The sequence below is a fragment of the Balneolales bacterium ANBcel1 genome (assembly GCA_029688905.1).
Lineage (GTDB): Bacteria > Bacteroidota > Rhodothermia > Balneolales > Natronogracilivirgulaceae > SLLW01.
Map to the genome: position 1 here is coordinate 136,296 of JARULB010000005.1, position 14,976 is coordinate 151,271.

Below are 14,976 nucleotides of genomic sequence, written 5' to 3' on the forward strand. Positions count from 1 at the left end.
ATGTATTTTTTATGAGCACATTCGAGATAAAAAGAAGGTCCGAATCCAATATTGTAATACTTGACATTTTCGGGGAACTGGATGCTCATACGGCTCCTGTACTGGAAAAAGAGTTTCAACAGCTGATCGAGGATAAATCTGTAGAGATCATTGTCAACGGTTCTTCGCTGGAGTACATATCCAGTGCCGGCCTGGGTGTTTTCATGGCCTATATCGAGGATATCCGTTCACAAGGAGGTGATATCAAAATCACCCGGCTCAAACCAAAAGTTTTTAATGTATTCGACCTTCTCGGCTTTCCAACGCTGTACGACATTCTGGATACCGAGGCCGATGCAATCGATCGTTTTCAAAACCGGTCCCAATAAACCATTTACCCCGCAGCCGTGACTGCCATTACGGAACATACCTTGCGTACCGGCGCCTCCACCGAAGAGCTGGAGCGCATCAGGCATTTCGTTGCCGACCATGCCCGCAGCTTTGGTTTTGGCGAGAACGATATCAGCGACATACAGCTTGCCGTCGATGAAGCCTGCACCAATGTCATCAAGCACGCCTACCAATGGGACGCCACCAAAGAGATTATCATCCGGATCGCCGAACACAAAAATGAATTTCTGATCTCCATTTTTGACAACGGCAAACCGTTCGATCCGAAAGCCTACCGGCTCCCGACCACACAAGATCAGTTGGAACAGAAAAAAAGGAGTGGATACGGTATCCTGCTGATCCGTAAATTGATGGATAACGTGGAGTACCGGAAGCGGAAATCCCGCAATGAAATCCGGATGACAAAAAAACTCTGACCACTCTGTGCCGGATCCGAATCAAAAATACAGTGAGCATCAAAGCCGGTTCGATCTGCAGACCCTACTCGATACCAGCCGCCTGCTGATTGAATCGCACGATGTTGATTTTGTGCTGAACAACCTGCTGCTTATCTCCATGGGGAAGCTGATGGTGCAGCGTGCCGCCATTTTCTGGTATCACCCCCGCTCCAGCTCCTACTCGGTGATAAAGAAGAAGGGACGCATCCAGCTGCCTGACACCTTCAGTATCCCGGAGAAACCGTTTCGAACCAGCAACGCCATTTACTGCGGTACCCATCCCGAACTTGCACTGATCGCCGAGTCCGGCATTCGCCTGATGATCCCGATTAAGAGCAGTAATCGGCATCTCGGATATCTTGCGCTCGGGCCCAAACCCGGAAATCTTGAAAATACCAGGGAGGAGACCGACATACTGGAGAGTTTTGTCTTCATGTCAGGTATCGCCATCTCGAATTCCGAACTGGTCGGGGAACTCAAATCCACCAACCGGAAGCTGGACTACAAGGTGCAGGAGCTTCACACCCTGTTTGACCTCAGCAAGGCATTTAACGTATCAACAAACCGAAAAGAGATCATCCGGCTGTTTAAATACACCCTGCTCGGCCAGATGTTCATCCGCCGCTTTTTCCTGGTCGTATGCCGAAATCACGAACCTGTGCTTGTAACGGAGAACGGGCTGCAGGTCACTCCGGATGACACCCAGCTTGATAAACTGTTCCGAATCGAGAAGGATATCATTCGGGTGGATGACTCCCTTCGGTCGGAGATCCCGTTCCTGGATTCTTCCGAGATGGTACTGATCCTGAAACTGCATGGCGATGCCGGGGAACCGGCAATTCTCGGCCTGGGTAAACGGGCGAACGGTAAGGATTTCGAGCAAACCGACTACAATTTTCTGATTTCTCTGGGAAACCTGGCGCTCATGTCTGTGCAGAAAACTTTTCTGCTGGAAGACCAGATAGAGAAAGAACGGATGGAAGAGGAGTTGCAAATTGCCCGTTCCATTCAACAGAAATTGCTTCCGGAAACAATTCCGGAAGTTCCCGGACTGCAGATCGCGGGGCGGAACGTACCATCCTATCAGGTCGGTGGCGACTATTTTGACCTGATCCGGCATGAAAGCGGAAACCTGACCATGGCAATTGCCGATGTCACAGGAAAAGGTGTTCCCGCATCCCTGCTCATGGCAAACCTGCAGTCTGTACTGCATATTCTCCAGCCGTTCGAAATCAGCCTGGTAGATGCCACCGGGCAGATCAACGCTCTGATCTATCAAAATACACCCAGCGACAAATTCATCAGTTTTTTCTGGGGTTTGTACTCCCCCGAAAACCGGACCCTTCGCTATGTGAACGCCGGTCACAACCCCCCCATTCTACTTCGCGAAAACACAGAACCCAGGCTGCTGACGGAGGGCGGGGTGCTGCTGGGCGCCATGCCTACTCTAACACCCTACTCGGAAGGCACGCTGCCGCTTGAAAAAGGGGATCTCCTGGTCATGTACACGGATGGCGTGACCGAAGCGATGAATGCCGATGATGAAGAGTATGGGGAGGAACGCCTGACCGCCTTGCTTGATGAGTTGCGCGGAGCCGATGCCCGTGACATACTTGAGGGCATTACCGCCGATGTCGGATCATTTTGTGACGATCAATTCACTGATGATCTCACCCTGATCGTCATTAAGGTGCACTGACGGTCACGCCCTGGTTACCGGCGGGACCGCTTCCGGCCATGAATGGCAGGTACCTGTTCTCAAAATTGGCTGCAAGTTCGTAAATGGCGTGAAAACGGCCGTAACGGTCCATGATATCCTCAACGTAGTTGACCGTTTCAATGCCCCGTTTGAAGCCATAGCGGGCATGCTGGTAGTATTTGCGGTTCATCAATCTGAGCAGGGCGTCCGCGATATTGTCCCACTCGTCCGGGTCATTGCCGAGCTGTGCCGCCAGATGACGCGCATCGGCAATGTGCCCCATCCCGACATTATAGCTGGCCAGCGCAAGCGAATATTGATTCAGAGAATCCAGGTGCGCATAGCGGTCCAGGTGTTTCCGCAGATACCGAACACCCTCCCGGATATTGATTTCCGGGTCATAGAGCAGGGCCTCGTCCTCGACCAGGGAGAATCGCGGAATAATCTGCATAAGGCCGACCGCGCCGGCCCAGCTTCGCGCATTGGGATCGAAACGGGACTCCTGCGCCATTACGGCAAGTACCAGTTTCCAATCCACTCCGGCCTCTCCGGCAATGGTCCTGACCATATCGTCGTATGGAGAAATGTACCCGGAATGAAACGTGTCGAACGATCTGTCCCTGAAACGATTTATCTGCCGATCATCATCAAAGTATCTGCGGCGCAGAATATTCAGAAATGCCGATCTCAGAATGCGGCCGTCGGACTCCCGTATCCGGAAGTGATCCGTCATGAACTCATCCATTTTCTCCTTTAGTACGGGAGCATTTTTCCGTACCGCCCAGGCGACCGTGTCACTTTCGGAAAGAACCATGCCGGTTGTAATTCCGTCAATGTATCCGGATGCCATCTGAAATAGATTGTCATCGGCAATGGTCGCATCAATTGTTCCCTCGGCGACCTCCAGCATCAGAGCCTCGGTGTTCCAGTCTTCGCCTACGACTTTATAGCGAATATCGTAGCCCTGTTCCTGCAGCGAGCGCAGGGTTGAGTGATAGGAACTGTTGGCACGGACGGTTACCGTGACATCCTTCAACTGAGGTAGACTGTCCAGGCGGGCACGGCTGTCGGGCTGCACCAGCACCTGATTTACGAAGTTGTACGGCCGGGAAAAAGCAACATGGCCAATGCGGTCGCGGGTGATGGCATAATTTCCCGCGATGAGGTCACCTTCCCCCCTGTTCAGCATTTCGATAGGATCGTTTTCGGATCCGATGAGCACCACCTCGACTTTCAGGTTGTGGTCATCGGCAAACCGCGAGACAAGCTCGTACTCAAAGCCGCGGTCAATGCCCCTGTGCAGAAAGTAGGAGCTGGAGTTGTACCGGGTGATCATCCGAATCGTGCCCCGTTCCCGGATCTCTTCAAAATCAAACGCAACCGGTTCAGAGTATTCTACCTGCACATACGCATCCTTGTCCGGTTTAAAACAGCCACCGGCACCATAGGAAAACAATACGATGAGGCCGATCCCGGCCTTATTGCGAAAATGGGTCCTGTATGTCGATAAATTGTACATAGATAACACCGGCGGCCTCTCTTCTGGATACCGGTTTATACCATATTAATTCAGATATGTCTGATTGCCAACATCACCGGGTAGCCTGACATGGTACATACACCGGCTTGCACACGCTCAAAACAAACAAATGTGGGTTTTCGTTTGTGTAAGGATATAGTTCCAAATAAAATAAGCAGATTTATACAAAATTCCTGCAGCATTTTAAAAAACATGCCTTTGCAGGCCCTTAGATGTTGCAAAGAGCATGTTATTTACCTTTTTTGGTCAGCCATGCCATGGTAATACCCGCGATGATAATCGCCATGGCCGGAAAAGTAGCCAGCGGCGGCATTTCTGAGAAAAGAATCAGGGCCAGGACAGTGGCAAAAACAGGCTCGGTGAGAATGAGCATGGACAGCATGGTCGGGGCAACGTATTTGACGGCGTAGTTCATGGAGCCATGGCCGATAATCTGCGGACCCAGAGCCAGCCCGATTCCGGCAAGCCAAACGGCCGGGCTCATCGGGAAACTGCTTCCGGCCACTATGGCGGCAAGCAGGCAGGTCAGCCCTGTAAAACCGTAAACACGAACCACGTAGTTGATCCAGTCGGATTTCTGTCGAAGCTTTTGGCTGACCAGGAAGTAGAGCGCAAACAGAACGGCTGCGATAACCGCATAGAAATCCCCGAGCAACGCATGTTCAAAAGCCGTAACCGATGTGGCATCGGAGTATCCCAGCAGCACCGATCCCGAAAAAGCTACAAGGACACCAATCCAGACCAACGGCGGAAAAACGCGTTTGAAAAAGCCTGCTTCTATGAGGATCAGAATAACAGGATGGATGGTCACAAGCACGGAAGCCGAGGCGATGGTCGTATTCTGAATGGCCAAAATCCAGAAAATGAAATGGAGGCCCAGCATCACCCCGGCACCGGCGGCAATCAGGTTATCCCTGAAGTTGAAAAAGGAGGTGACTACGGAGGGGCGGAACCACCAGAATGGCAGGAGCACCAGTGCCGCGGTAACGGTCCTGACAGCGGCAAAAGCCAGCGGGTCGGCATCCCCGGCAGAACGGACCAGGATGGGGGCAAATGCAAACATGATCATGCCTGCAGCCAGCATGCCGTAAATACGGGTCGGCACCTGCGCCTGAGTTCTGCCTCGGGTGACTTCCGGTGCACTCATGGGCCGAATCAGCGAATACGATCCATTGACTTCACCAGCTTCTCATCGCGGTCGATATAGTGGAGCGCCACATACTGCAGCGCCACGCCCAGCACCAGTAAACCGACCGACAAAGCCTCCGCCATCAGATTCATTCCGATACGGCCGACTGTAAAAAAGACCCCGACAGCCATCCCAATGGCTATCACCTGAAAAAGCATCCCGCGCTTCACCCATTTCATCTGGTTTTGACGGTTACGAAACAGAAATACGGAATAGAGGCTCAGCGCCACCGAAAAAAACAGTGCGGCCATCAGACCGTTGCTCAGCCAGCCGCTTGGATCCTGCAGCGCATGGGGGAACATGGGAGTAAAAACAAAACCGGCGTTAACCGGCAGTATCAAAAACAGAAAAATGGTTTGAATTCTCTGTATCACAATAACATCTGATTTTTTCCCGACGGCCACGTCAACCGTGATGCAGCCCGCGGGTGTCTTGATAATTTTCAGTGAACGCTGCGAATGCTTCCGACTCCCGCTTTGTTCGGGGCAAAGGCATTAATCGATCCGGATGCTTACTCATCACGGATATGAAATCCGTTTGCCGGAACAAAATGTCGCCTGAGCGGTATTGAAAAATTCGGCAAAGCCGGAAGCAAATAAATTACAAAATTTCGATATCATTAGCTTGCCGGCGCTACCATGCATCAACTGCGTTTCCCGGCAGGCTTGCAACTACACCGGCTCCCCCGGACTATAACCGATCACGCCTCCACAAAACCCGGAGATGAGTTTTTCACCTTCTCAGCGAACCCTGGCGGAGATATCACTGGCCTTCATCGTTATCGTGTGGGCGCTGAACTTTTCCGTTGTCAAGTACAGCCTGGACGAAATCGATCCGCTTTCGTTTAACGCGTTCCGTTTCTTCCTGGCAATTTTGCTGATGTGGACTGTCGTGCGGTTTCGCCGCCTCAAAATCCGCATCGCTCGAGAGGATTTCGGGAAGATCGTTCTGCTGGGCATTCTCGGCAACCTGCTGTACCAGATGCTGTTCATTATCGGCATCGACCGGACATTCGCCTCCAACGCTGCCGTGATGCTGGGACTGATACCGGTTTGGATCGCCATCTTCTCCCATCTGTTCACACCGGAAAAAATGTACCGAACCCAGTTCATCGGTGTAACGGCCGCCTTTGCCGGGGTAGCCCTTATCATGGGGGGAGGGGAGGATGGAATTACCCTGGCATCCGAATCTTTTGCCGGTGACCTGATCATGGTATCGGCAGCCATGGTGTTTGCCGCCTACACACTGCTTGCGCGTTCGATGCTGGAGAAGTACTCGCCATTAACACTGGCCACCTCGGTAATGACCGTCGGAGGCACCCTCCTCATAGTCACTGCCATCCCATCGCTCCTGCAGCTGGATTTTCGGTCCATATCACGAGTCTCCTATGCCGGAGCCGCCTACAGCGGCACCTTCGCCATCGGCCTGGCCTACCTGATCTGGAACTTCGGCATCAAGAACGTCGGGGCCATACGAACGGCAGCCTACCAGAATCTGGTGCCTGTGCTCGGAGTACTGTTCGGGCTCGTTTTTCTTGGTGAAAAGCTACACCTTTTGCAGTATCTTGGATGTTTGTTAACCATAGGAGGAATCGTCCTCACACGCATCAAAAAGGGCTGAATACGGCACAGAGCCCCCAATGATATTCCAGGCGTTATCATGCCACTCTTGTTTCCACTTCTAATATTTTGGTTCCGTCATGATGATTAGAAAACACAGAACCGCTCTGACGATGGCACTGCTGCTGATGTTCAGCCTCATCGGATCGGCACTGCATGCTCAGCAATCCCAACAAAACCGACAGACCCAGCGCACTGCCATGGGTGTTCAGTTAAGTGAAAATGTCCGGCAGGGACTGTTCATCGATGAGATGGGCCTGAACCTCTCCCTCGAGAAATTCTATGAGGGCTACCTCGACATTGCAACGTATACACTGGGCACGGGCGACCTGCTCGGCATCTCGCTGGAAGGCAATGTATCTGCTTCACTGAGAGGCATCAGGGTGAACAGCCAGGGTTCGATCATCATACCCGAAGTCGGCATCATCAAGGTTCAGGGCATGCTGCTGGATGAGGCGGAGCAGGCCATCAACCGGCAATTAAGCGAAAAGCTGCGCGACACCCGGGCCAGCATTTACCTGGAGCACCCCCGTTCAATAAAAGTTCATCTTGTCGGCAGTATACCTTATTCCGGCCCTCATGTGGTGCTGGCCCAGACACGCCTCGACCAGGCGATCTTCTATGCTTTCTTTCCTCCGCCAACAGAAGAAAATCTGGAAAATCCACAATTTTTTCTCGCCAATAAATATCCGGTTGAATTCATTGAGCAAAACCGGTATGCGCTTCGAAACATCACCATCAACCGGGAGGACGGAAGTGTCATTGACGGTGATTTGATCCGGTATCTGCGAACCGGCGACAAGTCGGCCAATCCCATTATAGAAGAAGGGGATGTCATCATCATCAACCGTTTTTATGAATATTCTCCCAGGGTTTCCGTATCCGGTGCCGTAAACCGGGCGCTGGAACTGGAGTACCGGGAGGACGATTCGATTGACCGTCTGATCCGGATGGCCGGCGGCGTGACCTTCGATGCGGCGGAGTCTCATATTCGGGTTGCCAGGCTGGGCGAATCAGGGCTGACCGAAGTGGTCCTCAGAGACTCCTCCGACATAGCCGGGTTCTCCCTGCGGGCCAACGACCGGATCGTGGTTCCGTTTGACGAGCAAAAACGCGGCACCCAGAATGTGCAAGTATACGGTGAATTGAAGATAACCGGCCGCTTTCCCATTGAAGACGGAAAAACCACTCTCTATGAGCTGTTGCAACTGACCGGCGGCTTCACCGACCAGGCACTCCCCCAGGCCGCCTTCCTGCTCCGGCTCCAGCCCGGAAAAACGGAATACGGCCTGAGACCGGCCTTCGATCCTGCATCCCTGGTCAGAACCTCCGATCAGTTTCAGCAGGGATTTGATTACCTGGAACTGGAATCCCAGCTTATCAGCAACCGGGTATATGTGGATTTTATGGATGACGAGCAGCTGAAATCGGTCATTTTGTATGACGGCGACCGGCTGCACATCCCAAAAAACGAAGGTACGGTATTCGTCTTCGGCCAGGTGAACGATCCGGGATACTACAATTTCGATGCCGCTTTGAGTCACCGTGATTACATACAAAATGCCGGAAACTTCGCCCTTTCCGCAGACGAAGAGCGGGTATTCGTCATCAAGTCGGGCAGCAATTCCTGGTTCCGCCCGGAAAACACGGTAATCCAGCCGGGCGACCTGGTATTCGTTGACCGTGTTCCGTTCGACGAGCTCCAGGCCGCCAGAAATTACGACCTTCAAAAACGGTCGCAGCGCAACAGCAACATTCAGCTGATCATGACAGGCCTCACAACCATCACCAGTATTATCACCGCATACGTCGCTATCAGCAGAAACTGACGTTACAAGGGCAACTCCATTTACCACTGAACATGAGCCAAGAAACACATAAAGAGACCAACCTGCTGGATGTCCTGATCGTCCTTGCCAGGCACAAGTTTTTCATTATTAAACTGGTGTTTTCGATCACTCTTCTGGCACTGATCATCAGCCTCGTTTGGCCCCATACTTACAAGTCCAGCAGCGTTTTTATCCCCGCCACACAGCAGCGGTCACTGCCCGGCGGTATCGGCGGATTGCTGGGCAGCTCCATGCAGCTTCCCATGGATTTCCCCCAGGTTAATTCGGAGGTAATCCTCAACATCCTTAACAGCCGCGAGCTGCGGGAACAGGTCATCCAAGAATTCAACTTCCAGGAGATTTACGGTTCCACTCTCATGGAAGAACTGCTCCTGAAAATTGATCAGGATATCCAGGTAAATGAAAACCGGGAGGGAGGATTCGGATTTAATCCCATTTTTTCGATCGGCCTTTCCTTCAGCAGTGAGGAGCCGACGCTCAGTTACAGGGTAAACCGTTTCATTTTGGAACAACTGAACCGGAAAATTCAGGAAGTGAATTCAGAAAATGCACGGGAGCACCTGGCCATTCTGGAGGAGCGGTACCTGCGCAATCTGAGTGAACTGGAAGAGGCAGAAGACACCTTGCGGGCATTTCAACAAAAATACGGCATTCTGGAAGTTGAAGAGCAGGCAAAACAGATTATTGAGCAAATCGGTGAACTGAAAGCCGGAAGCATCCAGACCGAAATGCAGATTTCGGTACTCCGGGAGACCGTCAGTGACGATAATCCGGAGCTGCGAAACCTGATTCGGACCAAGGAAGAGTTCGACCGCCAGTTTGAGCGTTTGATTCGCCAGAGCGACCAGCTTGCTGCGGAGGTGCCCGGTAACTATCCCCTGCTCGATTTGCCTGATCTGGGCCTGAACTACCTGAGGCTCTTCCGCGAAGTGGAAATTCAGGCGAAACTGCTTGAAGCGCTGTACCCGCAGTACGATAGCCAGAAAATGGTAGCCCAGGCCTCGCGCCGGGGAATCCAGGTTATTGACCCCCCGGTGATCCCCACCTACAAAGACAGTCCGAAGAGGGCATATATCGTCCTGGGCGGCATGTTTTTCAGCATCTTTCTGGCATTGACCATTGTCTTTTTCAGGAATATGATTGAGAACGGCCGCCAGTACAACACGGAGAACTACCGAAAGCTGCAGGAACTTGCCGGACATATGCGGTTCCGAAAAGGTTCCCGGCCCAACAACGCAGCTTCTTCTGATAACGACTCCTAAATTCCCGACCCGGTGTTTCCTGCCCTGACCAAAAAGCTGGAAAAGATTCCGGCCGAAGCATGGCTGATCGCAGCGGGGATCGTCATATACCTTGCCTCGTTTTTTGTAGCAAGATTTCTGGGATTCATATACGCCGTTCCGCTGATCCTCGTACTGCCGTTGATCGCATGGTACCTGCTACAATCAATTGTCAAACCTGTTTTGATCCTTGTACCCATGCTGGGTGCAATTTACCTGGGCAGCATCATAAAAGTTATTCCGGATGGAGTGGTACCTCTCACACTCTTTCAGATACTACTCTTCCTCGGCCTTGCAATATACCTGTTTCATTATCTGCTTCACGAAAAGCATCGATTCCGGATAATGGGCTTTGAACTGGAGCTCTTGCTGATATTTACACTTATCAGTTTTTCCATCATATACAGTCCGAATCGCGAAAGTGCCCTGATCAATTTTTCTCGTATCCTGTTCCTGGTTCTTTTTGCCTATCTGATTATCAACGTCATTCAGAAACAAAAACATTTTTACGCCACCTTTGTTCTACTGACTGTAATCACCGTTATATTGGGATTGCTCTCCTTTCACAGCGCATTGCTGAACCCCGTTATTGCAGCGATGAACCTCCAGGCCGGCGGAACCCGTATTTTCGGCAGGGGGGCTATCACCATTGAGGACCCTAATGTTTTTGCCAGTCTTTTCTTCCTTCCAATATCCTTTATTGTATCGGCTTTCTTTTCCCAGATCTCGTTGCGATGGCGGTTCGTTGCTCTGATTACAGGCCTGCTTCTTGCCGCCGGACTTGCATCCACCTTTTCCCGCAGCGCCTGGATTGCCACAGCATTCCTGCTGCTCGTGCTTGTCGTTTACTACCGGCAATACAAGCTGATGGGTTTTTTGGTGGCCCTTGTGGTAGTCGTGGTTATGTCCATTCCTGAACTGCGGAACATGGCGTTCACCGTCATAAACCGGATATTCGACATATTTGCCGGTTCCGAAGATGACTCTTCACGCATCAGGGTGCTGCTCGGTATTGCCGCCATCCGCATGTTTTTCGACTCCTGGTTTATGGGCGTTGGCTTTCGGGGCTTTCCCGAACGATTTACCGACTATTTCACCACACAAGAGTCCATTGATGTAGTCGAACCTCACAACATCACCTACGAGATTCTGGCGGAACTGGGCATCGTCGGCTTTGGACTGATCCTTTTCCTGGTTTACAGAATCTTTCGAATGGCTTCTGAAAATATTAGAAAATCCGGGACAGAACCTGAGAAAATTATCGCCACCTCACTCATAGCCTCGCTGACCGGCTATATTGTCTTCTTTCAGTTTTACGGTGGTGCGCTCGTAAGTACCAACCTCTGGGCAATTATCGGACTTATAGTCGCTTATAGTTATTATCTGCACTACCATGGAAAGGAATCCCGGCAGAACCTCCCGGCTTTCGGAAGCGGAACTGCCGGCACCGGACCACCACTGAAATAATTCCGCACCCTCATGTTTCCCAGGCTGACTTCCACTCTGAATCGCATTCGGAGTTCCGAATTCATCAGGAACTCAGCCGTCATGATGACCGGTACCGGTATCGCACAAATCATCCCGGTGCTGATCATCCCGGTGCTCACCCGCCTGTATGCTCCCGGTGAAATTGGAATTCTGGCCGCGTTCGTCTCCCTGTTCACAATTTTTTCCGTGATTGCGGGCGGCAGATATGAGTTCGGCATCATCATGCCCGAATCCGACCGCACCGGGACCAACCTGCTGTACCTCTCAGGAGCTCTCTCTGTCCTTTCAGGAATTGTACTGGCCCTGGTTGTGCTTTTTTTTGGAGGCCAGGTGGCCAGGGCCGTTAACGCGCCGCTGCTGGAACCCTGGCTTTGGCTTCTTCCGGTTACCGTAACGGCCCAGGGATTGTTCATGGCTTTCAGCTTTGCCCTTAACCGGAATAAGCAGTACCACTCCATAGCCGCCGGAAAGGTCACTCAGACCGGCACAACGGCCGCCGTACAGACCCTCGGCGGGATCTCCGGCTGGGGCGTCGGTGGACTCATCATCGGAAAGGCAGTCGGTGTAATCATTTCTGCCGGATGGCTGATTACCGCTTTGCAGCGAAAGGTGCCCCGCTTTTTGGAACGGGTCAAGCCGGAGGAATTGAAAAAGGCGGCCGCCGAATTCATAAGCTATCCAAAGTACAACGCCCCACACGCCCTCGTAAACAGTATCTCGAGCAATCTTCCGGTTATCCTGTTTATCACCTTCTTTTCGGATGCGATTGCCGGTTTTTACGCAATGGCCTTCCGCGCCAGTTATGCTCCCGTCCAAATTGTTTCCGCCGCAGTCGGGCAGGTATTCGGAAAAAGGCTTGCCGACAAAAAACACGAACAAGCCGATGTCCGGTCGTATGTGGTTAAAATGCTGCTGTTATTTGCAGCAATCGGCATCATTCCCTTCGGATTGCTCTTTCTTGCCGGTCCCGCCGTCTTCGGCTATATCCTTGGTTCCGAATGGGCAGTAACAGGTGATTATGTCCGTATTCTCATTCCCTATGTCTACCTGACGTTTATCACACAACCGCTCAGCTACATACCGCTGTTGTACGAGCGCCAGAAACAGGCATTCATCCTCTTCCTTTTTTCACTTCTGCTGCGTGTTCTTGCCATATTTTCAGGGATATGGCTCGACATGTTCCTGGTGTCGCTGGCCCTCTATTCGGCAACGGGAGTAGTCGTACTGCTATATCATATTTACTGGTATCTTTCCCTGTGCGATACGGACAGCGTAACCGCGGATGATTGACAGCACAGGCCTTCAGCTCTCCATTGCATTGCAGCTGTTGCGCTACTTCACCCGCTCTTCCGGCTACTTCATCGGCCGGCGGCCGGCACGGTAAAATATACCAGTGACTCGTCGTCCCCAATCCGGTATTCCCCGATTTTTCCCGTTTTGATCGAATGGGGATGGTAGCCCGACGCTTTCAGAAATGTGCACAGCTCCTGCACGGAACTCCCTGACTTTTTCAGATTTTCTCCGCTGATCTCAACAAACAGATGGCGCACACTCTGTCGCCGCAGGCAACCGGACATGCCCCGCAACACATCCATCTCATGTCCTTCGACATCGATTTTCATCAGGTCGATCCGTGTGATTTTCTGCTCATCACAAAAACCATCAATAGTAATAGCCTGAATATCCTCGTACTCCCCGGATTCCTTGACCATTGAAGAGGCGCCTGTATTATCCGAGCCGGAGTAATAAATCCGTTTTTCGCCGCCGGTATTCGAGGCGATCCGTTTCACCGGGATGACGTTATCAATTCTGTTAAGCTCCAGATTTCTTTTCAGCACCGAATACTGGTAGCTCATGGGTTCAAAAGAGTAGACATTCCCGTCAGTCAATGCGGAAAACCGGACCGAATAATAGCCGATATTGGCTCCGACATCCATAATGACTTCCGAGCCGGATGCTTTTTCGAGCATGAACGACTCGTACCCGGACTCCGTAATGTAGCAGCCGTGTATGAAAATATTCCAGGGGATCCAGTCTCTGAGCCGGCAGACGATGACCTGATTGCTCCTGCGAAGCGGCACGATATATTCCAGATCGTGCTTCACCGCGGTTTTCCTCAGCAAAAATCCGGATAATCGGGATTTACCCCGGAAATTGGGTGTCGCCCGCAAAGCCCGGCCAAGCAGACCGATCCATCTCTTCCTGAAATTTGCCACAATGTCTGACTTCATGATGCTAAAACGGTCACATTAACATGGATACAATCTGCTGCACAAACGATATGGCTTGATATCGTTGGCCTAACGAGGCTGCTTTTAAGCCTTCCATCATTCGGTATGAAAAATGGGCTTGTCTGTGTTATCCTCGATGAACTCGTAACGCACAGTCTTTTCCAATCCCTTCTCCATGGGTACTTCCGGAACAAACCCCGTTTCGGAAACGGAGGAATCAAACCGGGTGGTTGCGCAAAATTTCTTGATTCGAATGGAGCTTACGGTATATGGCTTTCCTGTAACACGGGAAAGCACGTCGAAGAAAAAACCGGCGAGCCAGCCTAGAGCATAGGGCAAGTGGATACCTTCCCCCTTGCTCATACCAAGGATTCCCCTGACGCTGGAAACAAGCGAATTCATGTCGAAGTCCGGCTTGTCAATGTAATTATAGGTGTGAATCCCCGGCTTGAAATGTGTTGATGCAAATTCAAGAAATGCCGCCACATTTTCGACATAGGCCATGGATTTGATGTTCCTGCCGCTGCCTACCATCATAAACTTTCCGGATGCGATCTGATGGAGAAGGTTGTAGACATTTCCCCGGTTCTGTTCCCCAAAAACTACCGTTGGACGGACAATTACAAGAGTGCGGTTTTCCGGATCTTCTTGCTGCCATTCGCGGTAGACTTTCTCAGCCAGCCATTTGGTGCGCCCATAGTCATTGAAGTAGCGAATTTCACCATCTTCCCTGGTCCCTGGAGGGGCAAATCCGTACACCGCGACAGAACTGGTGAAGACGATGGTCTCACACTTTTTTTCCCTCGCCACCTGGCAGATATTCCGGCTCCCTTCCACATTGACTTCATCGTAGAGGGATATGGGACGGACATCGTCCCTGTGGACAGCTGCCAGATTGATCAACAGCGACCCTTCAGGCACAGCTTTTCTGAGCGCATCCATTGAGCGGATATCCACCCGGGTGGTTTCCTTCGGGAAATCCGGACTCGTCGCAATATCAAGGATGTCAAACGCCTTTTCCGAGTGCCGCAATCGATGAGCCAACCGCGTTCCAATAAATCCGGCGCCTCCAATAAGCGAAATCATGTGTAATAATACCGGGAAATGATGACTATGCTGATATGCAAAGCAAATTATTTACATTTCGGACACGTGTAAAATTACGTCTTTTAACATTGAAACACGAGACTTTTTATTTTGGTCCGCTGGATATCCAGTAATGGTTTCAGACTTTCCAACGACCTGCTCCCGTA

The 14,976-nt window shown here is 51.5% G+C and carries 13 protein-coding genes; 8 read left to right on the forward strand and 5 right to left on the reverse strand.

Translation table 11 applies throughout. The features are described 5' to 3' along the window. Positions 1-11 precede the first annotated feature (11 nt). The 3 genes from QA596_08360 to QA596_08370 are packed head-to-tail and all read left to right on the forward strand — an operon-like array spanning position 12 to position 2,526. A complete protein-coding gene (locus tag QA596_08360; protein MDG5767471.1) occupies positions 12-368 on the forward strand; it encodes an STAS domain-containing protein in 357 nt (118 codons plus the stop codon). A gap of 18 nt (positions 369-386) precedes the next feature. Further along, positions 387-806: an ATP-binding protein gene (locus QA596_08365; GenBank protein MDG5767472.1), complete on the forward strand. Its 420-nt coding sequence runs from the start codon at positions 387-389 to the stop codon at positions 804-806. Positions 807-813: 7 nt separating this feature from the next. Continuing rightward, entirely contained in the window at positions 814-2,526 is a 1,713-nt protein-coding gene (locus tag QA596_08370) for a PP2C family protein-serine/threonine phosphatase (GenBank protein ID MDG5767473.1), read from the forward strand. Here the strand turns inward: QA596_08370 and QA596_08375 are convergent. From QA596_08375 to QA596_08385, 3 genes are all read right to left on the reverse strand, one after another. Continuing rightward, entirely contained in the window at positions 2,513-4,045 is a 1,533-nt protein-coding gene (locus tag QA596_08375; GenBank protein ID MDG5767474.1) for a transporter substrate-binding domain-containing protein, read from the reverse strand. The two genes, QA596_08370 and QA596_08375, sit on opposite strands and share 14 nt — an antisense overlap. 250 nt (positions 4,046-4,295) lie before the next feature. After that, a complete protein-coding gene (locus QA596_08380) occupies positions 4,296-5,213 on the reverse strand; it encodes a DMT family transporter (protein MDG5767475.1) in 918 nt (305 codons plus the stop codon). A gap of 8 nt (positions 5,214-5,221) precedes the next feature. Then, positions 5,222-5,629: a DUF4293 family protein gene (locus tag QA596_08385; GenBank protein MDG5767476.1), complete on the reverse strand. Its 408-nt coding sequence runs from the start codon at positions 5,627-5,629 to the stop codon at positions 5,222-5,224. A 349-nt stretch (positions 5,630-5,978) separates the two neighbouring features. On the opposite strand from QA596_08385, the gene QA596_08390 reads away from it, so the two are divergent. From QA596_08390 to QA596_08410, 5 genes are all read left to right on the forward strand, one after another. Continuing rightward, positions 5,979-6,875, forward strand: coding sequence for a DMT family transporter (locus QA596_08390; protein MDG5767477.1), 897 nt, complete (start codon positions 5,979-5,981; stop codon positions 6,873-6,875). A gap of 79 nt (positions 6,876-6,954) precedes the next feature. Then, entirely contained in the window at positions 6,955-8,703 is a 1,749-nt protein-coding gene (locus QA596_08395; protein MDG5767478.1) for an SLBB domain-containing protein, read from the forward strand. Between the two features lie 32 nt (positions 8,704-8,735). Continuing rightward, positions 8,736-9,986 (forward strand): GNVR domain-containing protein, encoded by a 1,251-nt coding sequence (locus tag QA596_08400; protein ID MDG5767479.1) that lies wholly within the window; start codon positions 8,736-8,738, stop codon positions 9,984-9,986. 12 nt (positions 9,987-9,998) lie between these two features. Continuing rightward, entirely contained in the window at positions 9,999-11,471 is a 1,473-nt protein-coding gene (locus QA596_08405; protein MDG5767480.1) for an O-antigen ligase family protein, read from the forward strand. A 12-nt stretch (positions 11,472-11,483) separates the two neighbouring features. Further along, the gene (locus QA596_08410; protein MDG5767481.1) at positions 11,484-12,782 is read left to right on the forward strand and encodes an oligosaccharide flippase family protein; all 1,299 of its coding nucleotides are present in this window, start codon (positions 11,484-11,486) and stop codon (positions 12,780-12,782) included. Positions 12,783-12,850: 68 nt separating this feature from the next. Here QA596_08410 and QA596_08415 read toward each other — a convergent pair whose 3' ends face one another. Further along, positions 12,851-13,615: an FkbM family methyltransferase gene (locus QA596_08415; protein MDG5767482.1), complete on the reverse strand. Its 765-nt coding sequence runs from the start codon at positions 13,613-13,615 to the stop codon at positions 12,851-12,853. A 204-nt stretch (positions 13,616-13,819) separates the two neighbouring features. Further along, positions 13,820-14,809, reverse strand: a complete 990-nt coding sequence (locus QA596_08420) for an NAD-dependent epimerase/dehydratase family protein (protein MDG5767483.1) — start codon at positions 14,807-14,809, stop codon at positions 13,820-13,822. Positions 14,810-14,976 lie beyond the last annotated feature (167 nt).

What these genes read in the sequence shown, in the direction of transcription:
- QA596_08360 (MDG5767471.1), top strand. Translation starts at nt 12, where the DNA reads ATGAGCACATTCGAGATAAAAAGAAGGTCCGAATCCAATATTGTAATA.
- QA596_08375 (MDG5767474.1), bottom strand. Translation starts at nt 4,045, where the DNA reads ATGTACAATTTATCGACATACAGGACCCATTTTCGCAATAAGGCCGGG.
- QA596_08380 (MDG5767475.1), bottom strand. Translation starts at nt 5,213, where the DNA reads ATGAGTGCACCGGAAGTCACCCGAGGCAGAACTCAGGCGCAGGTGCCG.
- QA596_08390 (MDG5767477.1), top strand. Translation starts at nt 5,979, where the DNA reads ATGAGTTTTTCACCTTCTCAGCGAACCCTGGCGGAGATATCACTGGCC.
- QA596_08395 (MDG5767478.1), top strand. Translation starts at nt 6,955, where the DNA reads ATGATGATTAGAAAACACAGAACCGCTCTGACGATGGCACTGCTGCTG.
- QA596_08400 (MDG5767479.1), top strand. Translation starts at nt 8,736, where the DNA reads ATGAGCCAAGAAACACATAAAGAGACCAACCTGCTGGATGTCCTGATC.
- QA596_08410 (MDG5767481.1), top strand. Translation starts at nt 11,484, where the DNA reads ATGTTTCCCAGGCTGACTTCCACTCTGAATCGCATTCGGAGTTCCGAA.
- QA596_08420 (MDG5767483.1), bottom strand. Translation starts at nt 14,809, where the DNA reads ATGATTTCGCTTATTGGAGGCGCCGGATTTATTGGAACGCGGTTGGCT.